Annotated in this window: 23 protein-coding genes; 6 read left to right on the top strand and 17 right to left on the bottom strand. The window is 40.3% G+C overall.

All coding sequences use genetic code 11. The features are described from left to right. Nucleotides 1–220 precede the first annotated feature (220 nt). The gene (locus PULV_RS05350) at nucleotides 221–616 is read right to left on the bottom strand and encodes an HIT domain-containing protein (RefSeq protein WP_193331261.1); all 396 of its coding nucleotides are present in this window, start codon (nucleotides 614–616) and stop codon (nucleotides 221–223) included. A gap of 170 nt (nucleotides 617–786) precedes the next feature. On the opposite strand from PULV_RS05350, the gene PULV_RS05355 reads away from it, so the two are divergent. Then, nucleotides 787–2964: a S9 family peptidase gene (locus PULV_RS05355; RefSeq protein WP_086743191.1), complete on the top strand. Its 2178-nt coding sequence runs from the start codon at nucleotides 787–789 to the stop codon at nucleotides 2962–2964. 61 nt (nucleotides 2965–3025) lie between these two features. Here PULV_RS05355 and PULV_RS05360 read toward each other — a convergent pair whose 3' ends face one another. Continuing rightward, entirely contained in the window at nucleotides 3026–4567 is a 1542-nt protein-coding gene (locus PULV_RS05360; RefSeq protein WP_193331104.1) for a M17 family metallopeptidase, read from the bottom strand. Nucleotides 4568–4718: 151 nt separating this feature from the next. Between PULV_RS05360 and PULV_RS05365 the strand changes: the two genes are divergently transcribed. After that, on the top strand, nucleotides 4719–7046 hold the full coding sequence (locus PULV_RS05365; protein ID WP_193331105.1) for a methyl-accepting chemotaxis protein: 2328 nt from the start codon (nucleotides 4719–4721) through the stop codon (nucleotides 7044–7046). Nucleotides 7047–7088: 42 nt separating this feature from the next. Here the strand turns inward: PULV_RS05365 and dinB are convergent, their stop codons facing one another. The 15 genes from dinB to PULV_RS05440 form a co-directional block, all read right to left on the bottom strand. After that, nucleotides 7089–8138 carry a DNA polymerase IV gene (gene dinB, locus PULV_RS05370; RefSeq protein ID WP_086742562.1) on the bottom strand — a complete coding sequence of 350 codons (1050 nt, stop codon included), beginning with the start codon at nucleotides 8136–8138 and terminating at the stop codon, nucleotides 7089–7091. Nucleotides 8139–8211: 73 nt separating this feature from the next. Continuing rightward, a complete protein-coding gene (gene nqrM / locus PULV_RS05375; protein WP_086742561.1) occupies nucleotides 8212–8424 on the bottom strand; it encodes a (Na+)-NQR maturation NqrM in 213 nt (70 codons plus the stop codon). Nucleotides 8425–8504: 80 nt separating this feature from the next. Beyond that, nucleotides 8505–9536, bottom strand: coding sequence for an FAD:protein FMN transferase (locus tag PULV_RS05380; protein ID WP_086742560.1), 1032 nt, complete (start codon nucleotides 9534–9536; stop codon nucleotides 8505–8507). Between the two features lie 110 nt (nucleotides 9537–9646). Continuing rightward, nucleotides 9647–10873, bottom strand: coding sequence for an NADH:ubiquinone reductase (Na(+)-transporting) subunit F (nqrF, locus tag PULV_RS05385; protein ID WP_086742559.1), 1227 nt, complete (start codon nucleotides 10871–10873; stop codon nucleotides 9647–9649). Nucleotides 10874–10890: 17 nt separating this feature from the next. Continuing rightward, a complete protein-coding gene (gene nqrE, locus PULV_RS05390) occupies nucleotides 10891–11499 on the bottom strand; it encodes an NADH:ubiquinone reductase (Na(+)-transporting) subunit E (protein WP_086742558.1) in 609 nt (202 codons plus the stop codon). Nucleotides 11500–11509: 10 nt separating this feature from the next. Beyond that, nucleotides 11510–12142, bottom strand: a complete 633-nt coding sequence (locus PULV_RS05395; protein ID WP_086742557.1) for an NADH:ubiquinone reductase (Na(+)-transporting) subunit D — start codon at nucleotides 12140–12142, stop codon at nucleotides 11510–11512. Beyond that, the gene (locus PULV_RS05400) at nucleotides 12135–12887 is read right to left on the bottom strand and encodes a Na(+)-translocating NADH-quinone reductase subunit C (RefSeq protein ID WP_086742556.1); all 753 of its coding nucleotides are present in this window, start codon (nucleotides 12885–12887) and stop codon (nucleotides 12135–12137) included. Before PULV_RS05400 ends, PULV_RS05395 begins: the two co-directional genes overlap by 8 nt. Then, nucleotides 12880–14082, bottom strand: a complete 1203-nt coding sequence (locus tag PULV_RS05405; RefSeq protein WP_086742555.1) for an NADH:ubiquinone reductase (Na(+)-transporting) subunit B — start codon at nucleotides 14080–14082, stop codon at nucleotides 12880–12882. The genes PULV_RS05400 and PULV_RS05405 overlap by 8 nt, the downstream gene beginning before the upstream one ends. A 2-nt stretch (nucleotides 14083–14084) precedes the next feature. After that, a complete protein-coding gene (locus PULV_RS05410; RefSeq protein ID WP_086743190.1) occupies nucleotides 14085–15428 on the bottom strand; it encodes a Na(+)-translocating NADH-quinone reductase subunit A in 1344 nt (447 codons plus the stop codon). 405 nt (nucleotides 15429–15833) lie between these two features. Beyond that, nucleotides 15834–17024, bottom strand: coding sequence for an enoyl-ACP reductase FabV (gene fabV / locus PULV_RS05415; protein ID WP_086742554.1), 1191 nt, complete (start codon nucleotides 17022–17024; stop codon nucleotides 15834–15836). A gap of 120 nt (nucleotides 17025–17144) precedes the next feature. Next, nucleotides 17145–18254, bottom strand: coding sequence for a TRAP transporter substrate-binding protein (locus tag PULV_RS05420; RefSeq protein WP_193331106.1), 1110 nt, complete (start codon nucleotides 18252–18254; stop codon nucleotides 17145–17147). Nucleotides 18255–18264: 10 nt separating this feature from the next. After that, on the bottom strand, nucleotides 18265–19644 hold the full coding sequence (locus PULV_RS05425; protein WP_193331107.1) for a TRAP transporter large permease: 1380 nt from the start codon (nucleotides 19642–19644) through the stop codon (nucleotides 18265–18267). Beyond that, on the bottom strand, nucleotides 19644–20186 hold the full coding sequence (locus PULV_RS05430; protein ID WP_227009359.1) for a TRAP transporter small permease subunit: 543 nt from the start codon (nucleotides 20184–20186) through the stop codon (nucleotides 19644–19646). The genes PULV_RS05425 and PULV_RS05430 overlap by 1 nt, the downstream gene beginning before the upstream one ends. Before the next feature lie 101 nt (nucleotides 20187–20287). Further along, a complete protein-coding gene (locus PULV_RS05435; RefSeq protein WP_086742550.1) occupies nucleotides 20288–20611 on the bottom strand; it encodes a BolA/IbaG family iron-sulfur metabolism protein in 324 nt (107 codons plus the stop codon). 230 nt (nucleotides 20612–20841) lie between these two features. Continuing rightward, a complete protein-coding gene (locus PULV_RS05440) occupies nucleotides 20842–21432 on the bottom strand; it encodes an alpha-ketoglutarate-dependent dioxygenase AlkB family protein (protein WP_193331108.1) in 591 nt (196 codons plus the stop codon). Between the two features lie 42 nt (nucleotides 21433–21474). Between PULV_RS05440 and PULV_RS05445 the strand changes: the two genes are divergently transcribed. From PULV_RS05445 to PULV_RS05460, 4 genes are all read left to right on the top strand, one after another. Beyond that, on the top strand, nucleotides 21475–22611 hold the full coding sequence (locus tag PULV_RS05445) for a methyltransferase (RefSeq protein WP_193331263.1): 1137 nt from the start codon (nucleotides 21475–21477) through the stop codon (nucleotides 22609–22611). Between the two features lie 97 nt (nucleotides 22612–22708). Beyond that, complete coding sequence (locus PULV_RS05450; protein WP_193331109.1) at nucleotides 22709–23260, top strand: YajG family lipoprotein; 552 nt, start codon at nucleotides 22709–22711, stop codon at nucleotides 23258–23260. A 5-nt stretch (nucleotides 23261–23265) separates the two neighbouring features. Next, nucleotides 23266–23883: a peptidylprolyl isomerase gene (locus PULV_RS05455; protein WP_086742546.1), complete on the top strand. Its 618-nt coding sequence runs from the start codon at nucleotides 23266–23268 to the stop codon at nucleotides 23881–23883. A gap of 58 nt (nucleotides 23884–23941) precedes the next feature. Then, nucleotides 23942–25342 (top strand): AmpG family muropeptide MFS transporter, encoded by a 1401-nt coding sequence (locus PULV_RS05460; RefSeq protein ID WP_086742545.1) that lies wholly within the window; start codon nucleotides 23942–23944, stop codon nucleotides 25340–25342. Nucleotides 25343–25368: the final 26 nt, after the last annotated feature.

The raw sequence follows: 25368 nt of genomic DNA on the forward strand, positions 1-25368 counted from the left end.
GGACTAGATAATTCTTATTATGTTTACTCAAGTATCGACCAAGAAATCGATAAAGTTAAGGAAAAAGATCATTTTTTATGATTTATTTTTCTTAACTTGTTTTTCATAAAAACCGGCGAGCACTAAGCCTAATCTAATATTAATAAGATACATTGTTACTAATAAGTGTTTGCCCTCGCTAAGTGCGTTAAGCTAAATATTACCTTTAATGCCTAGCTTTTTATTTCATTAAGGTTTTAATTCGTTCAATTTCAGCGGCTGAATATGGTAAAGCTGGAAACTTTCCCCATACCGGTGCAGGCCAAGCGATATCAGATTTATAACGCACTACATGGTGAATATGCAGTTGAGGCACCATATTCCCTAATGCAGCAATATTGAGTTTATCGGGGTGAAACGTCTCTTGTAATAATCGACTCATCGACATTGATTCTTGCCAATACATACTTTGCTGCTCAAGCGATAAATCCGTGAATTCCGTGGCGCCCACCACTCTTGGCACTAAGATAAACCAAGGATATTGCTGGTCATTCATTAATAGCACTCGGCATAAAGGCCAATCACTTATAAAAACACAATCGCGCTCTAATTCTGGCGCTAACGAGAAGTCATTCATCATTCACATCGATTTAATTTATTAAAGACACGCTATTTAACCGCAACCTGCCATTGATAGCAATTTGTTGCAGTTCAAATGGCTTACCATTACCATCAAGACACTTTTAATCCGCTCAAGGTCGCATCGTGAATAAAAAAAATACGCTGCTCGCACTTTCGCTAACCGTGATGGGTGCCACACACGCAGTTTCAGCTCAACCTCTTTCAATAGAACGTATTTTTTCTGATCCTGGACTATCAGGAAAAGCGCCAGTCAAACTTAAGTTTTCTCCGGATGGCTCTCGAGTCACTTATTTACAAGGCAAGGTTGAAGATTATAACCGTTACGACTTGTGGGAATATAACTTAAAAGACAATACAAACCGTTTATTAGTCGATTCTGAAGCTTTATTTTCTGGCCCTGAGTCGTTGTCTGATGAAGAAAAAGCACGCCGTGAACGTCAGCGCATTTTCGGTAAAGGTATTTTAGAATACACTTGGTCAAAAGATGGCACAGCCCTACTCTTCCCTCTCAATGGCGATTTGTATTACTACAGCTTAAAGGATGCTAAAAGTAAGAAATTGACCAACACGCCACAGTTTGAAACCGATGCACGTTTTTCACCTAAAGGTAATTACGTTTCCTTTATCCGCGATCAAAATATTTTTGCGCTTAACATCTCAACAGGTCAAGAAACTCAGTTGACGAAAGATGGCGGCGGTGTGATCAAAAATGGCATGGCTGAATTTGTCGCTCAAGAAGAAATGAGCCGTATGACAGGTTATTGGTGGGCTGGTGATGAATCGAAAGTTGCCTTCACTCGTGTTGATGAAACACCTGTAGCCGAAGCGATTCGAAATGAAATTTACGCCGAAGAAGTTAAGCTGTTTAATCAACGCTATCCATTTACGGGCACAGCTAATGTCGATATCCAACTTGGTGTGGTAACCCTCAATAATCAACAGATTGATTGGGTAGACTTAGGAAAAGACAAAGATATCTACATTGCTCGTGCTAAATGGCTTAAAGACAGCCAGACGCTCTCTTATCAATGGCAAGACCGATCTCAACAAACGCTTGAGCTACGCTTCTTTGATACTAAAAAGAAAACCCAACGCGTTGCTTTAACTGAAAAAAGTGATACTTGGATAAACCTTCATAAAGATTTGCGTTTTTTAGATGATAAACAGCACTTTATTTGGGCTTCGGAAAGAAACGGCTTCAAACATCTCTATTTATACTCAGTAAATGGCGAGCTAGTACGCCAAATTACCGATGGTGAATGGATTGTCGATGGTATAAAAGGCATTGATGAGAAAAAAGGGCTAGTTTATTTTTCTGGCCGTGCGGACTCTGTATTAGAAAGCCATTTATACACAGCCCCTTTGTTTAAAAAAGGCGAAACAACTCGCATCACCGAGGCTGGGTCGTACCACAATGTGGTGATGGCTGATGATCATCAATCTTTTATTGATAGCTTTTCATCTGTAAATCAACCTACATCGGTGGCTTTGCGAAAAAGTAATGGCGAATTTATTACTTGGCTAGAGCAAAACTCATTAGATGATGCGCACCCGCTTACGCCCTATCTATCGCATTTAGTGACTCCTGAATACGGGACATTAAAAGCCAATGACGGTCAAACCTTAAACTATCGTCTTTTCAAACCCGCTAAAATGAAAAAAGGCGTTAAACATCCGGTTATCGTCAATGTCTATGGTGGTCCTCACGCCCAGCGTGTTACAAATAGCTGGCGCAGCAAAAACTTATATTTCCAATATATGGTTCAGCAAGGGTACGTGATATTTCAACTTGATAACCGTGGTTCATACAATCGTGGTAAAAAGTTTGAAGATGCGATCTATAAGCACTTAGGTGTAGTTGAAGTAGAAGACCAAATTACCGGTGTAGAATTTTTACGTACCTTAGATTTTGTCGATGCAAACCGCATTGGTATTTATGGACATAGTTATGGTGGCTATATGGCACTGATGACTATGTTTAAGGCTGGAGATTATTTCCAAGCAGGCGTTTCTGGCGCACCAGTGACTGACTGGGCACTTTACGACACGCATTATACTGAGCGATATTTAGGCCACCCAGCCACAAATGCAAAAGGATATGAAGCGAGCGCCGTGTTCCCTTATGCTGATAACCTAAAAGGCCCATTACTGATTTATCATGGAATGGCCGATGATAACGTCTTGTTCACTCATGCAACCAAAATGTTCAAGGTGCTTCAGGATAAAGTGAAGCCGTTTGATATGATGACTTACCCAGGCTCTAAACACAGCCTAAGAGGTAAAGAAGTGCAAACTCACTTACATAAAACAATCACTCAGTTTTTTGATCGAGAGTTCAAATAATCCATAAAAAAGAGCTAACAAATGTTAGCTCTTTTTCTTTTCTAAACTGTTCAATCCAAGATTAAAGGCAGTATGTAGTAAAAAAGCTCGTGAGCGATGCCGCTGTCGGTTTACCATTTTGCCAATCGCCGCCTTCAACACCACTGCCCGCAATATCAACATGGATATAAGGAAGCGGCAGTTCAGAGTCTAAGCCATGCTTATCAAGCCCTGATGCTATCGCCAAAAATGCCATCGGGAATTGGTGACCACGAGCCGTAATAGCAGAAGGGGCACTATTACTCGACATAACATCATCAGCTAAAGTACGAGGACGAATAAAGTCATAATCTTCACGTCGACTACGAGACACTTCACTACCATCAGCCCATAAATCACCTTGCTGAGCAAAAGTTGCAGATAAACGTTTTGCTAACGCAGGTCCATTTTCAACCAAAGCAGTATAAGGCCCCATGGCACGGGCTGCGTGACCTGTTAATGTAGCCACAGTAAACAACTGCGGATTAATTTCATGCTTAGCAACGTCTTTGAGTTCATGAAGTAAATCCCCCATTGCTAATCGTCCTTCAGCATCTGTATTGCCAATGCGCACTCTCACACCTGCACGGCTTGTGACTATTTCATCGGGCACAAAACAGTCTGAGCCAATTGAATTGCGCACCACAGCCAACATTGCAACAACTTTCACGCCTTTTGGTTGATATTGTGCAATCGACTTCATTAAACCAGCGACCGAGGCAGCACCGCCTTTATCTCGGCTCATACCTGCCATCGCACCGCCGACCTTCAAATCAGCACCGCCAGTATCATAAACTAAGCCTTTACCAACAATCAGAAGTGTTTTTGTAATCTCACCTTCTGGAACATACGTCATTTTCACCACTCGCGGATGATGACGCTCAACTGCATATGATGCACGCGCAACCGTACTAAGCATTGGGTATTGCTGATCAATTACATCAGTATCTGCGATGACTTCAGTTTCGATATTCGTACCCGTAAATAAGCCGACACAATAATTCGCAAAATTCGGTGGCGACATACGCTCAGGCTCAGTGCCACATAAATCTCGAGCAGCGGTTTGCCCCTTAGCTAATGCGCTAAGCTGCCTAATTTGCTCTTCACTGGCATCGACTAAGGCTAATTTTTTAATTGGGCTAATAGGTTCGCCGTGAAATTCTCGCGCTTCGAGTGGCTGCCACAATGCCTGCTCGACCCCTAAGTAAGCTACAGACTTTGCATGGGCAAATTTAGCATCTAGGCCATCACTGATCACATGTAAAACAGGAGCAATACTACCGGCCAGTTTCGCTTCATTAATTGCTAGCTTGGCCGCATCAAAAAAGCGCCTTACATCATCATAGTCACGTGATAAACAACCAGTAGGTGCCAGAATCAAGCGCTTACCTGGTGCATGATCACAAATTAAGGTAACAACTTGCTTACCAATACGCTGATCGATCAACTGCGACTGTTGAATATGGGCTAATACTTGTGAAGATGTCACTTTAGAAAAATCATCAGCGATAATAATTAATGCATCGAATTCAGAAGTATGCTGAATTTCATCAGCATTAATAGTAGATAAAACAAGTTCAGACATAAGGAATCTCATAAACTAGAAAGGAAACTAAATTATCGCAAATCACCTCTTCAATACCAAGTTTATCAGTTCAAATACTGCTTAATTAACAGTGTGAAGCCAAAATTTATTGCCTATATTTAAATAATCATTCTTCAGGTAGATTCTTGTTATGAACTTAAAAACAAAGATTACCACAAGTTTTTCAGTCTTAGTCGGCATTTCATTGATTGTGATGTCCCTCGTACTGGGCAATTACAGTAATAATAAAGCAAGCCAGACATTGACCAATCAGATCAATGAAAGGTTAGTCGGTTTAAGAGATGCAAAAAAAGAACAACTTATTGATTATTTTAAACTCATTGACAATCAGCTCATCACCTTAGCAAGCAGTGAGACAGTCATTGATGCTTCCGCTGAATTTATATCGGCATTTCATCAATTTGATAATGAGACTTCCGATCCAGAGAAATTAAAAGGTTATTATCGCAATGAATTTGAGAGCAAATTTAAAGAACAAAATGGTCAATCTATTGATAGTTTGGCGTTACTAAATCAATTAGATAAACCAGCTCGTTACTTGCAAAATATATACATTGCCGAAAACACTCACCCGCTTGGTAGTAAGAATTTATTAACAAGCACTGATGATGGTAGTCAGTATAGTCAGTTACATACCCGCTACCACCCGTTTTTAAATCAATACCTAAACCGTTTCGGCTACTACGATATATTTTTAGTTGACGCAAATACTGGGCATGTTGTTTATTCTGTATATAAAGAACTGGATTTTGCGACTTCATTACTGACGGGTCCATTTAAAAATAGTGGATTGGCATCGGCATTTACACGGGCAACGTCATTAAAGTCAGGTGAAATCGCGCTTGAAGATTTTGCTCAATATGTACCGTCATACCAAGCTGCAGCGGCATTTATCGCCACACCTATTTTTTCTAATGAGAAGAAAATAGCTGTTCTTATTTTTCAAATGCCGATAGATAAAATCAACGACATTACAACTTATCAAAACCAATGGTCAGAGCGCGGGCTTGGCCAATCAGGTGAAACCTACCTAATTGGCGATGATTATAAAATGCGAAGTCAAAGCCGTTTTCTAATAGAAGATGCCACTAGTTACTTAACATTGCTCAAAAAAAATAACGAACCAGCGGAGGCAATCAATAACATAGAAAGAAAAAATACAACCGTTGGCTTTAAAACAGTAAAAAATGAAGCCATCGAAGCCGCTCTCGGTGGTAAATCGGGGGTGATGACCACCATGGGTGAACATAAATCAACTGTCGTTTCTGCTTATACTCCTATTTCTATCCATAATCTTAATTGGGCATTAGTGAGTGAAATAGAACAAGTAGAAGCCTTTACAGATATTGAAGAGCTCATTACAAACATTACATTCATTACTTTGGCAACCACTGCCATAATGTTACTTTTATCCGTTTTCGCCGCAATTTACTTGAGTAATTTCATTGTTACCCCGATTCGCAAGTTAAGTAAATTCATCAGCAATACCGCTTCAAATATGGATTTGAGTCAACGAGTCGCAGATAAAGACATTTCTGAAGACGAAGTGGGGATTGTAATGAGTTCATTTAATCAAATGCTCGAAACTTTTGATCAAACATTACAAGCTGTGAGCAAAGCCTCTTTATTATTGAGTCATGAGTTAAATACTTTACAAAATCATTTCCAAGAAGTGATAGAAAAAACACAAAACCAGACAGATTTAACCATACAAATATCAGCCGCTATGGAGCAAATGGCCACAACATCTGAAGATGTCGCTCATAATGCTCAGCAAACCAGCGATGCAAGCCATAACGCGGCTCAAAAAGCTGATGAAGGGAATCAAAATGTTCATGATAACCTTGATGCCTCTAAAAGGTTAGCTCATGCAATGGAAACATCGAGTAAGCAAATGTCAGAGCTTGAAGAAAAAACGAGGAGCATAACAAGCGTACTGGAAGTCATTCGTAACATTGCAGAACAAACTAATTTGCTCGCGTTGAATGCAGCAATTGAAGCGGCTCGGGCTGGGGAGCAAGGTCGTGGGTTTTCGGTTGTAGCTGATGAAGTAAGATCGCTTGCCAAGCGCACACAGGAATCAACAACTGAAATCAATCAAATCATTAATACATTACAAGAGGGCTCAGAAAGCTCGATGCAAGCAATGAAAGTATCACATGACTTAGCTGAACATACACTCCAATCAGCAGAAAAGGCGGGAGTCAGCCTATCATCGGTCAATGAGTTAATTAATCAAATTGAAGCGTACAATGAACAAATGGCAACAGCAGCCACCCAACAAAGTGCCGTTGCACGTGATGTAACAGAGCAAGTATCGGCAATCACAGGGTTAGCTAGCCAAAATAATACAAGTATTCAAGAAGCTAATAAATCAGCAATCCATGCATTGAGTGAATCTAAAAAAGTACAACGTCAGATAGCTCAATTTAAACTATCGAAACCCAATCAGGAGTGAATCCGTTTCATTGTATAATAAGCCTGGTTATCCAACGCACCTCTAGCAATCGAGGCGCAACTGGGGGCTTGCTCCGACCTCAGAAATACCGACACCTAACCCCAACAGTCGTACTGACTTATTTCCACCACGAGCATACGCTTTTGCCAATAAGCTTTTAAATACCTCAATATTTAATTCCGCTCCAACTTGATCTGCTGTGGTAGAAACAAAATCTGAAAACTTTACTTTCACAGTTAATTTTGAAATACGAGAGACTAGATCTTGACGCTCTAAGCGCATTTTTAATTCAGCCAACAGTTTAGTTAAATGATCCTGACACACTTCTAATGACAGTAAATCACGCTCGTAAGTGTGCTCTACACTGAGTGATTTTCTTAATCTATCGACTTGAACTTGCCCCTCCGATAAACCAGCACATTTTCTATATAATACTGAGCCAAATTGACCAAAGCGACTGACCAACCAGCCTTCATCGCGATCCAACACGTCTTGCCCGCGATAAAGGCCCATCACATGCAACTTATTTAAAGTAACTTTGCCTACCCCTGGAATTTTACCTAAATCCAATTGAGCCAAAAAGTGTGCTACTTGTTCTGGCTTAACAACATATTGTCCATTGGGTTTATTGAGGTCGCTCGCAATTTTTGCAATAAACTTAATTGGAGCTATCCCAGCAGAAGCTGTTAATCCGGTTGTTTGATAGATTTGCTCTCTGATAGCTTGCGCCATTAAAGTCGCACTGCCAGAGTGCAACTCAGTTCCAGTGACGTCTAAATAAGCTTCATCAAGTGATAGAGGTTCAACTAATTCAGTATATTGATAAAATATGCGTCTAATTTCCTTCGACACTTCTTTATAAACCTGCATACGACCAGGCACCATAATTAGCTCGGGGCATAGCTTTTTAGCTTGATAATTAGACATAGCAGAGCGCACACCATATTGACGCGCAATATAATTAGCTGTCGAAATGACGCCTCGACGGCTATGTCCACCTATAGCTATCGGCTTATCTGCTAACATTGGGTTATCACGCATTTCAACAGCTGCGTAAAAACAGTCCATGTCTATATGTATAAATTTTTTCATACAGACAATAATTACTGTTCATGCATACAGTGTCAATTATTTTAAACACAAAAAAAGCGCTTTCGCGCTTTCTTTATAGAATTTGATTCTGTTTCCAGATTTCTTCTTTGGCCATTCGCTTTTTGCGTTTATCACATGGATTATCGCAATCACATGCTTTTTCAACGCCAACTGCACCTAAGCCCCCGCAGCTACTCGCCATCGATTTTTTTTGTACTATCATGCCTACAGCCATGGCTGCTATCACAACCATAAACAATACAAACGTCAGTATAAATAAAGACATTTTTCGCCCCAATACTCAATCATTTCCAACAATACCCGCGCTAATTATAGCCTTTTACAGCACTAAAATCCCAGCTTTATCTAGAGATAAGGCGCAAAAGCAGGACTCGAATAAGTAGCTAAACCCTGTTCAGTTTTTGAAATCAAATAAGCTGGAATATTATTGGTTTCTACGTACATTTTGGCTTGCTCAGTCCCCATTGCAAGTAACGCAGTCGCAATGCCATCTGCTGTCATGGCTGAGGGAGAAAGAACAGTCACTGAGACTAAATCTTGGATTATAGGCTTACCTGTTACAGGGCTAATTATATGAGCAAACGTTTGCCCATCTAACTGATAATAAATTCGATAATCACCAGACGTCGCCACCGCTATTGTTCCTGGTTTTAATCTTTTATGAATAACTCTTTCATCAAGAGTCGGATCCGGCTCTTCAATAGCGATAACCCACTCATCCCCATTGGCTTTTTTGCCCGACAGTCTCAGCTCACCACCAATTTCAACCATATAATTAGTTAGGTTTTTTTGCTCCAGCAACATCGCGACTTTATCAATCCCATAGCCTTTTGCTATTGCGGAAAAACTAATTTCTAGATCTGGTATTGATTTAGCTAACCCCTGTTCTGTAAGTGTTAATTTATCTACGCCAATGCGTTTTTGTATTTCTTTTATCAAATCATCGGCCGGAATATTAACCGGATGCTTATCTGGGCCAAACCCCCATAAATCAATTAAGGGCCCCATAGTCACATCGAGTGTTTGAGTGCTTTTACCTAATCGAATCGATTCAGCCACGACAGTACGAAAGTCATCCGAAATTTGAAATGGAGTGGTTGTTCTAGATTGATTGAATAATGATATTTCAGAGTCAGGAATGTAAGTAGACATCGATTGATTAACTTGCGCCAATACATCGGTCACTTCGGAGTACAAGTTCATCGATTGCATTTTTTCGATCGGAACAAATACTTTGATGGTGAATGTTGTGCCCATTGTCTTACCTTGAAGCAACACTTCTTGAACACGAGTGTCGTCTTTTGCTGGCTCACAACCTTGTAATAACAAAGTAATCAACAACACACTCAGCAAGCTAAACCAATTCAAGCTTTTCATTTTATTCCTCAACACTTTCAGACCGATACAAAAAAGGCTTCTTACCTACTATTGTAAATAAGAAGCCTATATTACCCTAATAATTTCTATTATGGGTCTAAACTTTTTGGCTAGCCACCGAAGTCATCTAATAAGATATTTTCTTCTTCAACACCTAGTTCTTTAAGCATATTGATAACTGCCGCGTTCATCATTGGAGGACCACACATGTAGAACTCACAATCTTCTGGTGCTTCGTGATCTTTTAAGTAGTTCTCGAATAACACGTTATGGATGAAACCGGTATAACCTTCCCAGTTATCTTCTGGTTGCGGATCAGATAGTGCACAGTGCCATACGAAGTTATCGTTTTCAGCTGCTAACCCATCAAAATCTTCAACATAGAACATTTCACGCTTAGAACGCGCACCATACCAGAAGCTCATCTTACGCTTAGAGTTTAAGCGCTTAAGCTGATCGAAGATGTGTGAACGCATTGGTGCCATACCTGCACCACCACCAACAAAGACCATTTCAGCGTCAGTGTCTTTAGCGAAGAACTCACCAAATGGACCAGAAATCCATACTTTATCACCTTCTTTAAGTGACCAAATGTACGAAGACATTTTACCACATGGAAGTGACAAGTTATTTGGTGGCGGAGAAGCAATACGCACGTTCAACATGATAATGCCTTCTTCTTCCGGATAGTTTGCCATTGAGTATGCGCGGATTGTTTCCTCGTCTACTTTTGACTCCAGGTTGAAGAAACCAAAATGCTCCCAGTCACCACGGTATTCTGCAGGAACATCAAAGTCTGCATATTTAACATGATGTGGTGGCGCTTCAATCTGAATATAACCACCAGCACGGAAAGGCACTGACTCGCCATCAGGGATTCCAAGCTTCAGCTCTTTGATGAATGTTGCTTTGTTATCATTAGAGATAACTTCACATTCCCATTTTTTAACACCGAAAATTGACTCTTCTAATTCAATTTCCATATCAGTTTTCACATTAACCTGACACGCTAAACGACAACCTTCGCGCGCTTCACCTTTAGAGATATGGTCAAGCTCAGTTGGTAGAATGTCACCACCACCTGAATGAATGTGAACACGACACTGGCCACATGAGCCACCGCCACCACATGCAGATGATACAAAAATACCCGCGTCAGCAAGTGCGCCGAGTAGTTTGTTACCTGCAGATGTTTTAATTGCTTTATCAGCGTCGCCATTGACACCGATGATAATGTCACCACTGGCCACTAACTTAGATTTAGCCGCAATAATGACTAAAACAAGCAGTACCACGATAGCGGTGAACATACCTACGCCTAAATATACCTCAAGCATGATTTTTCCTTGCTACCTTAAAGTGAAATACCAGAAAATGACATGAAGCCAAGACCCATCAAACCAACCGTAATAAAGGTAATACCTAAACCACGAAGTCCATCAGGAATATCAGCATATTTCATTTTTTCACGAATACCTGCAAGTGTTGCAATTGCAAGCGCCCAACCCACACCTGAGCCAATACCATACACCACTGATTCAGTGAAGTTATAGTTACGCTCAACCATGAAAGATACCGCACCAAAAATCGCACAGTTAACTGTGATCAATGGTAAGAAGATACCTAATGCATTATAAAGTGCAGGGAAAAACTTATCTAAAGCCATTTCTAGGATTTGCACGAGTGCTGCAATAACACCAATGAATGTTAAGAAACGTAAGAAGCTTAAATCAGCTTCAGGAAAACCTAACCATTCAAGTGCACCTGGAGCCAACACTGCGTGGAAAACGAGGTTGTTAACCGGTACTGAAATACCTAGTACGAAGATAACCGCGACACCTAAACCGATCGAAGTAGTTACTTTTTTCGATACAGCTAGGAATGTACACATACCTAAGAAGAATGATAACGCTAAGTTTTCAATGAAAACCGCTTTAACAAATAAACTAATATAATGTTCCATTGTTCTCTCCTTAACCTTTCGCTTCTACTTGGTCTTTCTTATAAGTACGAAGTACCCAAATGAATAAACCAATGATGAAGAAAGAACTTGGTGGAAGAATCAGTAAGCCCATAGGCTGGTACCAACCACCATCAGACACTAATGGTAAAATTTCAGCACCAAATAGTTTACCTGAACCAAATAACTCACGAATGAAGCCAACAGTTATTAATACCACTGAGTAACCTAAACCATTACCAATACCATCTAAGAATGACATTAATGGTGGCGACTTCATTGCATAGGCCTCTGCACGACCCATTACGATACAGTTAGTAATAATCAAACCAACAAATACAGATAACTCTTTAGCTGTCGCATAAGAAAACGCCTGTAAAACTTGGTCAACAATGATAACTAACGATGCAATGATGGTCATTTGCACGATAATACGGACAGATGACGGAATCTGATTACGGATCAATGAAATGAACATGCTTGAAAAAGCCGTTACTAATGTCAAAGCAATTGACATGATAACCGCATTTTTAAGGCTTGAAGTAACCGCTAATGCAGAACAAACACCGAGTACTTGAAGTGCAATTGGGTTATTGGCAAAAACCGGTCCAAATAAAACCGACTTCATTTCTTTAGTATTAGCCATTATTCAATGCTCCTTGACGAACTTTAGCAAGGAAAGGACCGAAGCCGTTTTCACCTGTCCAGAACTTAAAGGTATTATCAACACCTTTAGACGTTAATGTTGCACCTGATAAACCATCTACCTTGTGAACATTACCCGCAGCATTTGCTTTAACGATATCAACAGGAAGTTGTTTACCTTCCCACGTAGACACCCATTTAGCATTTTGAATTTCGCCACCAAGACCTGGTGTTTCAAAGTGCTTATAGAAGTTAATTGATTTAATCGTTTTTGTGTCTGGCTCAAGCGCGATAAAACCAAACATTACACCCCAAAGGCCATACCCTTGTACCGGTAAAATGATCGATTCAACAGCACCTTGTGCATTTTTTGCAAAATACACTGGTGATTCAGTCGTCATACGTTGAATGCCAGCTGTATCTGTTTCTTTGTCTAATTTGATACTACGCTTAGCGTCAAATTTTGATTTCTCAAAATCAAAGCTATTTGGATCAGTATCGACAAATTCACCTGTTTTCATGTTTACAACACGTGCTTCAATGTTCTTTTCGAACACTGCTTTTACGTCTGTTACATCTGAAAAACCTGCAGCAGCTAAAATATTACGTTGAATATCTTTTGCTTTGTTCTCGTCTTGGAAAGGACGTAATTGAACTGAAGCAAACGATACAAAGATCGCACACACTAAACAAAGTGCAACAACGACGCCAAGCGTTTTACCAATAGATTCGTTATTACTAGACATTGCGTGCTAACCTCCTCTTGATGTTAGACTGCACAACGAAGTGATCGAATAACGGCGCAAACAAGTTAGCAAATAAAATAGCTAACATCATACCTTCTGGATATGCAGGGTTTACAACACGGATCATCACAACCATAAAACCAATTAAGATACCGTAAGACCACTTACCACGATCAGTGAATGATGCAGATACTGGGTCTGTCGCCATAAAGAACATACCAAACGCAAATCCGCCTAATACTAAGTGCCAATGCCAAGGCATTGAGAACATAGCATTCGTATCAGAACCAATTGCATTTAATAAGAATGACGTCGCCACCATACCGATCATTACACCAGAGACAATGCGCCATGAAGCAATGCGGACATAAATTAAGAATAAACCACCAAGCATAATTGCAAGCGTTGACGTTTCACCCACAGAACCTTGGATAAAACCATAAAAAGCGTTTAACCATAATTCCATGTTGCTGTAATCAATGCTACCGACAACAGCTTGTCCTAACATAGTTGCACCAGAGAATGCATCTACAGCAGTCCATACTGTGTCACCCGAGATTTGAGCTGGGTAAGCGAAAAATAAGAAAGCACGGCCAGCTAACGCAGGGTTTAAGAAGTTACGTCCTGTACCACCGAAGACTTCTTTAGCGATAACAACACCAAATGTGATACCTAATGCCACCTGCCATAAAGGGATCGTTGCTGGAAGAATCAATGCGAATAACACTGAAGTTACAAAGAAACCTTCGTTAACTTCATGCTTGCGCACAGATGCAAAAATCACTTCCCAGAAACCACCTACCGCGAATGTAACTGCGTAAATAGGTAAGAAGAAACATGCGCCATAGAACATTTTAGCGCCCCATCCCGCATCAGCAGTTAATTCACCACCGAGCATTTGGAATAGGCCTACTTGCCAAGTATTCGCAAGTTCAAAACCACTCGCTAAAGCACCAGCAGCTTGATGACCAATATTAAACATACCAAAAAACATAGCTGGGAATGTTGCCATCCATACTAAGATCATGATGCGTTTTAAATCGATGTTGTCACGAACGTGAGAACCATTTTTAGTCACAAGACCAGGAGTATAAAAAATAGTCGCAGCAGCTTCATAAAGCGCATAGAACTTTTCGTATTTACCACCTGGCTCAAAGTTAGGTTCGATTTTCTCTAAATAATTTTTTAAGCTCATTATTAACCTTCCTTCTCAATTGTTGTCAGGCAGTCACGAAGGATAGGACCATATTCGTATTTACCAGGACAAACGAAGGTACATAACGCCAAATCTTCTTCATCTAATTCCAACGCACCTAGAGAAATAGCACCATCTAAGTCACGAGAAATCAGATCACGTAATAAAAGAGTCGGTAAAATATCTAACGGCATTACACGCTCATAGTTACCAATTGGCACCATTGAACGATTAGAACCACCTGTAGACGTTGTCATATTAAACAAACGCTTAGGTGATAAATGCGATAAGAATGTACGCGTTACCGAGAACTTTTTGCTACCAGGAACAATCCAACCAAATAGCTCTTTTTCACGGCCTTCAGCCAAAACAGAGACTTGGTTATGATAACGACCTAGATAAGCTTGAGGGCCCGCAGCGGTAGTACCAGACAAAACAGATCCTGAGATAATACGGTTTTCACCGTCTTCAAGTTCACCTGACACTAATTCAGCCAAAGAAACACCTAGTCTAGTTTTAATTAAACGAGGATTTTTAACAGAAGGACCAGCTAAAGAAACAACGCGGTCTGTGAAGATTTCGCCTGTTAGGAATAACTTACCAAACGCAATGACGTCTTGGTAACCTAAATGCCAAACCTGTTTGCTCATTGAAACTGGATCTAAATGATGAATATGTGTTCCAACTAAACCAGCAGGATGAACACCACCAAACTCATGCACTTCAACTGAAGCAATCGATGAGCTAGGCACTGAACTACCCGATGTTTTACAAACAAACACTTTGCCATCTGTTAAGCGAGAAACCACGACTAAACCCGCTTCAAATGCTTCGCTATGCTCAGCAATCACCACTGCAGGATCTGCAGCAAGCGGATTAGTATCACTTGCAGTAACAAAAATTGAGCTAGGATTTGCATCCAACGCCGCAACTTTACTGAAAGGACGTGTTCTCAACGCCGGCCATTGGCCTGATTCGACAAGTACTTCTTTGACTTTTTCACGATCTAGGTTCGCAAGCTCACCTGCCGAGAATGAATCAAAGGTGACCTGCTCGTTGCCATCAAGTTCTATGACAACCGATTGCAGAACACGCTTAGCACCACGGTTAATTTCTTTAACTACGCCAGAAGCTGGAGCAGTATATTTGACGCCTGGGTTCTTTTTATCAATAAAAAGAACTTGGCCTTTTTTGACTTGGTCATCCACGCGAACTTGCATGGTAGGACGCATTCCGATGAATTCTTCACCTAGCACAGCCACTCGTTTGACGGCAGAGCCATCATGAATAACTTGCTGAGGTGCGCCTTCAATAGGAAGATCCAGACCTTTTTTTATATTGATCATACGCACTTGCATTACATTAACGGAAAGAAACTGAAAATTCTGCTTACTGTATAAGCCAACTTATTATTAAGTCCACTCAAGTACACCGCCCGACAAATTTTTATCAAACAATGATAGGCTACACAGTGAAACCCACACATATCCACCGAATTTTAACATTATTAAGCTTGGTTATGCGAGCCAATTTATGAAAATTCTTCTTACAAATGACCTAATTGAAGTACATATTTCGTACTGTGCAATTTTTAAAGAAACAAAATAATAAAAATGATTTAACTTTATAAATGTCAATAGGCTATTTAGCTAAACCAAGCCAGAAGGCTAATTTTTAAAATTGCATCAATCAGTGTAGTGGCTTTAAAAAAAAAGGCCGCATAATGCGACCTTTTATTTAAAAATCTCAGTTTATAGCATGTGTTCAATTGGGGTAAATGTAGCGACATCCGCCTCATAATCTACCGAGTCGATACCAAAGCCGAATAAACGTAAAAACTCATTGTGATAACCCACATAGTCTGTTAGTTCATCAATCGTTTCTGTCGTCACTGAGTCCCAAACTGTTTGAATGCGTGCTTGAACATCATCTTCAAGCTCTTTGTAGTTTTGGAATAAATGACCATCAGCATCCAAACGAGGAGAAGCACCATAAAGGTTTTCATTAAACAAACCATGGATTTGTTCAATTGTTCCCTCATACGTTCCATCCGCTTTCATCACTTTAAACAAAGCTGAAATGTACAATGGCATAATAGGAATAGCAGAGCTTGCTTGTGTTACGACGGCGTTGAGTGATGATACATAAGCTTCACCATTTAATGCGCGAGTCGTCTCTTTAATTGCTGATGCGGCACGATCTAAATCTTCTTTCGCTTTACCAATGGTTGCATGACCATAAATAGGCCAAGTCAACTCTTTACCTATGTATGTATAAGCGGTTGTTTTAAAGTTTTCTGCCAACACATCTGCATCATTAAGCGCGTTTAACCACAACTCCCAATCTTCGCCGCCCATTACTTTAACAGTATTAGCGATTTCATCTTCATTGGCCGCTTCTACCGAGATTTCATCGATTAAGCGCTTTGAAGTATTTAGATTCTTAGTGGTTACTGAATTGCCAATCGGTTTTAATGTCGATGAATAGACCTCTCCAGTCTTAGGATCCGTTCGACGAGGCGATGCAAGGCTGTAAATGACTAAGTCAATTTTACCCATCTCAGCTTGAATGGCTGCGATCGTTTTTTCTTTGATTTCATTTGAAAAAGCATCGCCATTGATACTTTTAGCCCATAAACCTTCCGCTTCAGCAGCTTGATGAAAAGCAGCTGAGTTATACCAACCAGCTGAACCCGTTTTAGTCTCTGTGCCTTCTTTTTCAAAGAAGATACCTAACGTTTTAGCTTGAGAACCAAATGCAGCGGTAATACGTGATGCTAAACCATAACCAGTTGAAGCGCCGATCACTAACACATTTTTTGGACCATTTTCTAGCGCGCCTTGCGCTTTAACATAGTCAATTTGTTCTTTTACATGTTCAGCACAGCCTACTGGGTGTGCGTTGGTGCAGATAAATCCACGGATTTTAGGCTTAATTACCATTATTTGATTCCATATCTATCACATAAAATTGCCTGCTAGTTTAAAACACATTCAGGCAAAACAGGTCTGATCAGCGCCAGATTATAGAAAAAAGGTGCTAAAAAGAATAAAAACTAGGGCTTACTCTCGATTTAAGTAGTACGCCTTTTCTGAAATTGTATGATATTGCGAGACTTGCTGTAAAAAATCATTGTAAGCAGTCCAAATTTCGAGCATTTTTGCATCATTGGCAATTTGCTCTTCCATCACTTCACTCATTGCTTGTTTAAGTGCCAACATGACTTCTGGTGGTAGCGGTCTGATATCAACATTATGTTTATTCTTTAATTGCTCAAGGGCTTCATTATTTCGAGCTGTATATTCATCTAACATATCAGTGTTTGCAACCCGCATTGCCGCATTCACAATCGCTTGTAAATCACTGGGCAAACTCTCAAATGCAGTTTTGTTGATTAAAAACTCTAAATTAGCACCCGGTTCGTGCCAGCCCGAATAATAGTAATATTCAGCAGCTTTATTTAAACCAAATGCCAAATCATTGTATGGCCCAACCCACTCTGTAGCATCAATAGCGCCTGTTTGTAGAGCCGTAAATAACTCCCCACCCGTCAACGACACAGGCACACCACCCAGCTTTTTGAGTACTTCACCACCTAAGCCTGGAATGCGCATTTTTAATCCTTTAAGATCATCAACAGCATTGATTTCTTTTTTAAACCAGCCCGCTAATTGCACCCCTGTATTTCCGCCCGCGGCTGGAATTAAGTTAAATGGCGCGTAAAGCTCTTGCCATAATTTTAATCCACCGCCATGATGAAGCCATCCATTGACCTCTTGTGCATTCATTCCAAAGGGAATAGCGGTAAAAAATTGAGCAGCAGGAATTTTACCCTTCCAATAATAGGCCGCGCTATGGCCCATTTGCGCAGTACCTGCTGATACCGTATCAAAAACTTCAAATCCAGGGACCAACTCACCCGCACCAAACACTTTAATCTTTAGACGGCCATTACTCATAGCTTCGACATTCTTTGCAAATCGCTCTGGCGCAGTACCAAGTCCAGGATAATTTTTTGGCCAACTGGTAACGAGTTTCCATTCTATCGTTTGTACCGGAGGGAGGTTTTTGGTTGATGTTGATGATGTATTGACGCGCTGAGAATTATCACCACAGCCTCCCAAAATTACTGCAAATACGACACAACATAACGGGATTATTTTTCTAAGCATTTCCTTTCCCTTACTTATAAAGTTCATTAGGCAGCCATGTAACCAATTGCGGATACATAGCCATTAAAATTAATAATATCAGCTGGATAACAACAAATGGGACCACCCCTTTGTATATGTCACTCGTGAGAACAGTTTTGGGAGCAACGCCGCGCAAATAAAACAATGCAAATCCAAAAGGAGGGGTTAAAAAGGATGTTTGCAGGTTTACAGCTATCATAATGCCCAACCAAATTGGGTCGACTCCCATCATCAATAAAATAGGTGCCACGATGGGCACAACCACAAATGTAATTTCAATAAAGTCGAGAATAAACCCTAACAAGAACATCACCAGCATCACAACAAGTACAGCAGAAAAAACCCCGCCTGGTAGTTGCTCAAACAATGAAACAATCAGCTCCTCACCACCGAAACCCCGAAATACCAACGAAAAAACCGCCGCACCGATCAAAATCATAAACACCATAGCGGTGACTTTTAACGTCCCTTGAGTGACATACTGTAGATTGGTCAAAGTAAGCTGTTTTTGCCAAAGCGCCAGTACTAATGCACCAAAGGCCCCCACGCCAGATGCTTCTGTTGGCGTTGCAATGCCAAATAAAATTGAACCTAAAACCACACCAATTAACAGCAGAGGCGGCACCAATGCGGTGATTGGCCCGACTTTTCTTCTTTGCTTAATATCGGCGATATCGTCTTTTGTCAGACTCGGTACACTCTCAGGTTTTAACATTGCTAAACCAATTGAGTAACCAATATACAACAGCACTAAAATAAACCCTGGGATCATTGCCCCTGCAAATAAATCACCGACAGAGATATTATCGGGGCTGAAAATCCCCATATTTAGCTGGGCTTGTTGATAGCTACTTGAAAGCACATCACCCAAAAGCACTAATGCGATTGAAGGTGGAATAATTTGCCCCAAAGTACCAGTCGCAGCAATGATCCCAGTGCTGTATTGCGTACTGTAACCACGCTTAAGCATAGTGGGGAGAGCCAACAACCCCATAGTGACCACAGTGGCCCCAACGATTCCTGTGCTGGCAGCTAATAACATGCCAACAAGCGCAACCGAAATTCCCATCCCAGCTTTAGTACGGCCAAACAAAAGCGCCATCGCATCAAGTAAGTTTTCTGCTACTTTAGACTTTTCGAGCATTAAACCCATAAATACAAACAAAGGAACCGCCAATAATGTGGTATTTGTCATGATGCCGTAGAGTCGATTTGGCAAAGCCTGCAAAAAGGCCATATCGAAGTGCCCGAGTAACACACCAATGCCAGCAAAAGCTAATGAAGTCCCAGCCAGCGCAAATGCGACAGGAAATCCTGTTAGTAAAACCACACAAACAGCTAGAAATAAATACAGCGCTAAATAATCCATTACTGCACCTCTGCTTTAGTTGCATCAACATCGGGGGATTTCATTAACGTCAGCAAGACACGACAAAGCTGAGCTATCGCTTGCAGTAGCAAAGTAACAGGAAACAAGAAAAGCAACGTTTTTAAAAGATAGACACCTGGAATTCCACCCGCTTCGATGGATCCTTCTTTGACTTGCCACGACTGCAGCACATAGTCATAACTTGACCATAAAATAAATACAGTGGTAGGAATTAACAGAAAAACAATACCGAAACAATCAACCCAAGCTTGCTTTGTTTGCGATAAGTGACGATACAATACGTCAACTCTGACATGTTCGTTATATTTAAGTGCATAACCGCACCCAAGCATAAAAACCGAGGCATGGATGTAGATGATGGATTCTTGCATAGCAATCCAACCTAAATTAAATACATACCGTAAAATAACTACTGAGGTCATAATGAGTACCATTAAGCAGGTACTCCAAGCTAAACATTGCCCAAGGCGTTCAGTGAACGAATCAAGATAACTCGCCACACTTAGAAGAGTTTTTCGCATATACATCATTTAAAATTAACAGCATACGCGAAAATCTAACATTTAAATAACGTCTAATAAACCTTTGTTAAACAAATCAGACGAGATCAGGAGTCACAAATTTATAAGTGTGCACTCACTTTTTTAGAGCCACCTAAACAATTTGGTGATACCGGTGCTTGTTGATATAAATCTGTCCACTCATGAGGTGTGTATGTATGCAGTGCTAATGCGTGAATATGATTAGCCAGTTCATCAGCTAACACAGTATTGATTGCACGATGGCGTTGCAGTAGTCGCTGATTTGCAAAATCTTCCGTCACGATAATGACTTTAAAGTGAGACTCTAAGCCTGCACTGTGCATATGACTTTCGTTGATGACCTCTAAATGCTGGCAATTAAATTGTGCTATCAACTTTTCTTCTATTTGAATCTGCATTTGCATGAGCTTAACCTTTTTAAATTCGTAGACCTACTTTAGCGCAAAAAAGCCGCTACTAGCGCTAATATTTTCACTTAACAAGGCAAGCCTTTGTCCGTAAAACAAAGATTATTTTATTGTAAAAATCACTCAAGCTATAGCTAAAAATCGACTTTTGAATAATTAGTTTAAAATTTAACAACCTAAGGCAAACGTCGTACAAAATAAAAAATCAGCCACATCGAATGCTTATTTTATGGCATCACATACCGAAAGGTTAGATTCAAGCGCCCTGATAACACTTTGTTTTGTTTAGGTAAACTATGCTGATAGTCTCGCTGTGCGCTGCCTTGCATAATCAAGCAATCACCATCAGACAAAGGTAAGTCTATGACTTGTTTTGTCTTTTTATTTCTAATCTTAAATAGCCGAGTTTCACCTAATGATAACGACGCGATTGTTGGGTTGATGCCGAGCTCAACTTCATCATCACTATGCCAGCCCATACTATCTTGACCCGTACGATACCAATTAACGAGCAGCGCATTAAAAGGTGTGTCACAAATCAAGCTCAGGCGCGCTTTGATCCCCAGTAAAGCTTGTGGCCAAGGGTTAGGTTGCATCAATAACCCAGAATATTGATAAGAGGCTTGTGGATCACCAAAATAACACTGCAATCGAGGGATTGGGATTTGCTTACCAAACATTTGGATTTGAGGCTGTTGCCATCGACAGTGATCAATCAAATGCTGGTATAGCGCCAATGACTTTTGCGAGCTAAGGGTGTTTTGATGATAAATAAACTCATTTGGTAAGGATTTGATCTTGGTGTTGAACAAAGGCATGTTAAAATCACTCTTATTCAGGGCGAGTACTCTATAAAGAAGATAATGACACAAGCAACCTTAGGCACAAAAAATTTTATTCTCGAGCGTTTTCCATTAGATCAAAAAAATAGAAGCCTTCAAGCATGGGATTCTGCTGACGAGTATTTAATCGATTATATCAATGAACATCACGCAAACTGTCAAGATATTTTATTGCTAAACGATAGCTTTGGTGCGCTTGCTTGCTATTTTGCCAAACAAGGAAAACGATGCAATGCCATCACTGATTCCTATATTGCCCAACAAGCCACTGTTCACAATTTAATTCAAAACAATTTAAATGCCGATGCGGTGACTTTTTTCGATAGCTTAGCAACCCCTAGCCAGCATTACGATCTTGTGCTTATTAAGCTGCCAAAAAACCTTGGTTATTTGAGCCATCAGCTCGCGACACTTAGTCAATTTCTTCCAGCTAATACTCCTGTAATTGCTGGCGGAAAAACAAAAGATGTCCATAACTCAACTTCAGCCAACTTTGAGAAATTTATCGGCCCGACTCATACGAGTCTCGCAGTCAAAAAGTCTCGCTTAGTTATCAGTACCTTTACCAAAACGCCATCACAAAGCCCCTACCCAATCTCATGGCCAATTGAAAAAACAGATTTGACGATTTTTAATCATGCCAATGTATTCTCAAGAGACTCGCTCGACATCGGCGCACGCTTTTTTGCTAACTATCTACCTCAAGGTAAAAAAGCGCTTCAAATCGTCGATTTAGGCTGCGGTAATGGCGTTATTGGTTTGCAAACCCTAAAGCAAGCACCAGAAGCCCAACTTACGTTTGTCGACGAGTCCTTTATGGCAATCGCGTCGGCGCAGCTCAATATTGAACATAACGAGCCCGAAAAAATGGCCAACTGTCAGTTTATTCAAGGGGACTGCCTTACAGACCTTGATGATGAAAGCCAAGACATGGTGCTGTGTAATCCGCCATTTCATCAATTACAAGCCGTTACTGACCATATCGCTCGACAAATGTTTAAAGATAGTTATCGCGTTTTGCGCCCAGGCGCAGAACTGCGAATTGTCGGAAATCGTCACCTTGATTATCATGAACAACTTAAATACCTATTTGGAAACTGTAAGCTACTTGGTTCAAATAAAAAGTTCGTGGTATTGAGTGCAAAAAAACGATAATTAACCTGTTGTTCAGCAAGCCTTCATATTCATAAATGATACTCTTGTCGCTGAACAACCATCTCAAGCTCGTTTGATTTTTTAAAAAAGGGTAATCATGAAAAAAGTAATTCTAAGCCTCTGTTTATTAACTTTAGCAGCGTGTCAAAGTGCACCAAGCAATATAATCATTCAGCCAAACTACACAGCCACGGGTAATCAATTAATAGGCAAGCAGTTTGATGTAAATGTGCGTGATGTTCGAGCCAGTAACAGTGCTTTAAAAGTGATCAACAAAGATGGGCCGACAACTGTTCCAAGTAATAATTTGAGCCAAAGCTTGCACAAAACACTTATTGACGCACTGAAACGCCACGGTGCAAGTAGCGATACACAAACTAACAATCAGCTTGAATTAAAGATCCATCAATTAGAAGCCATAGTGAAACAAGAAACGTTAAAATATCGCAGCGAATCAGTGATCGAGCTCGAATTAGTTATCAATCAAGGTAACCGACGCTTTGCCAAGTATTACAACGGCAATCAACAAAGTGAAGGCCCGCTTCTTCATGATAAAGCGCGAATAGAAAGCGATTTGAATACCTTGTTAGAGCAACTTATCTCACGTATGGTAACCGACCAAGAGTTAAAACAATTTCTACAAGGTTAAGTACTATGTTGTTCCGTACATTATTCATGGTGATTTTTTTCGTCAGCTCATTTTCGAGTCTAGCAGCGATTGAAGGGCGTTTTGTTCAAAAAGATAACTTGTTTCCACGCGTTAAAATAAGCACTAACTTTGGTGATATTTTACTCGAACTCGATCGCAGTAAAGCGCCAATCACAGCGAATAACTTTTTAACCTATGTGATGGATAATAGCTACAAAGGCACTATTTTTCATCGTGTTGAACGTAACGAAATCAATGATACCGATTTTGTTATTCAAGGCGGTGGCTACGACACCAACTATGATGCTGTCGGTGAAAATGCCCCTATCTTTAACGAAAGTGGCAACGGTTTAAAAAATGATATGTATTCAGTAGCCATGGCTTATCAAGATAGTAAGCCACACACAGGTACACGCCAATTTTTCTTTAATATGGATAACAATGACCACCTCAATCCAGGGAAAGATTGGGGCTTTGCTGTTTTTGCGACAGTAATGGATGGCTATGAAACGCTAAATAAAATCATGGCTGTCAAAACTGATTACAACGAAAAAATTGGCTACTCGTTTATCCCGGTAGAGCCTGTTGTCATTCTCGATGTTAAAGTCCTCGACCCACTATAACCTTTTTAGGGCTTGTTATTAAAAAAGGCCCATTAAACTAAAAATAATAAGACTTGCCATGAATAGTGCATTATCGCTCAAAGAATATTTTTCTTACTTCAAAGATAAACGATTAATAAACATCTTTATTTTTGGCATGGCAAGTGGCTTTCCCTGGGTCTTAATTGGCTCTGTAATGTCCGCATGGCTAAAAGATGAAGGACTTAGCCGCAGTACTATCGGCTTGTTTGGATTGGTGTTTGGTGTCTACAGCATTAATTTTTTATGGTCCCCGCTCATTGACCGAATTAAGCTTCCTCTACTTTATAATTGGCTTGGACAACGTCGCAGTTGGATCTTCGTTTGCCAACTCATCATCATCATAGCGACTTTGAGTCTAGGTTTCATTGATATTAAACAACAACTCGCAACCGTTGCCCTGTTATGTTTTATCATTGCCCTTGCTTCAGCTACACAAGATATCTCAATTGATGCGTTTAGGATTGACTCGTTAGCCGAACATGAAAGCTATAAAACAACCGCAGCTGCGGCCATGGCCACTTCTGGATGGTGGTCTGGTTACGCTCTTTTAGGAGCTATCCCTTTTTACATAGCGGATATGCCAAATTGGCAGTGGTCTCAGGTTTATTTTATTTTAGCCGGATTAATGGTGCTGATGTGTTTAAGCTTATTTTGGGCACAAGAACCGAAAACAAACCGCGATATCATTCAAGCTGAACTAGAACGTAATTACCAATTAGCACTCCAGCAATCACAGCATCACATGGCGGCCTTACAAAAACCACTTGCATGGCTCATAGTGACATTAATTGAACCATTTAAATCCTTTTTCAGAAAAAATGGCGTGAAATCAGCTTTAGCTTTACTCGCGTTTATCTTTTTATTCAAAATCGGAGAAGCATTTTTAGCTCGAATGTCGATTGTCTTTTATAAAGAAATTGGCTTTAGCAATACACAAATCGCTAATTACTCTAAGCTTGGAACAGGCTTAATAACCATAGTATTTGCTTTTTTTGGCAGTATTTTCAATCACAAATACGGGATAGTGAAAGGCTTAATGATCAGTGGCATTGCCATGGCAGCTTCTAACTTAATGTTTTCTTATATTGCGATTCAAGGCCCTAAAGAGCATTTGTATGCTATTGCAATCGTGATCGATGGATTTACTCAAGCTTGGTCTTTAGTGGCAATGGTTGCGTTTATTTCAATGCTCTGCGATCGCGCTTTTACCGCTACACATTACGCATTATTAGCATCGTTAGGTAATTTAGGAAGGACTGTGCTATCAAGTTATTCTGGCGTGGTCATTGACGATTGGTTAAACGGAAATTGGGCGTTATTCTTTGCCTTGACGGCTCTGATGGTGCTGCCATCGTTACTCTTTTTATGGTTAATCAGAGATAAACTCTACCAATTAGAAAATAACTTTCACGCTAATACCGCGACAACTGAAAAATAAATGCGTCCTTGCTAGGCTTATCCCTG

The organism is Pseudoalteromonas ulvae UL12 (genome assembly GCF_014925405.1).
Classification (GTDB): Bacteria; Pseudomonadota; Gammaproteobacteria; order Enterobacterales; family Alteromonadaceae; genus Pseudoalteromonas; species Pseudoalteromonas ulvae.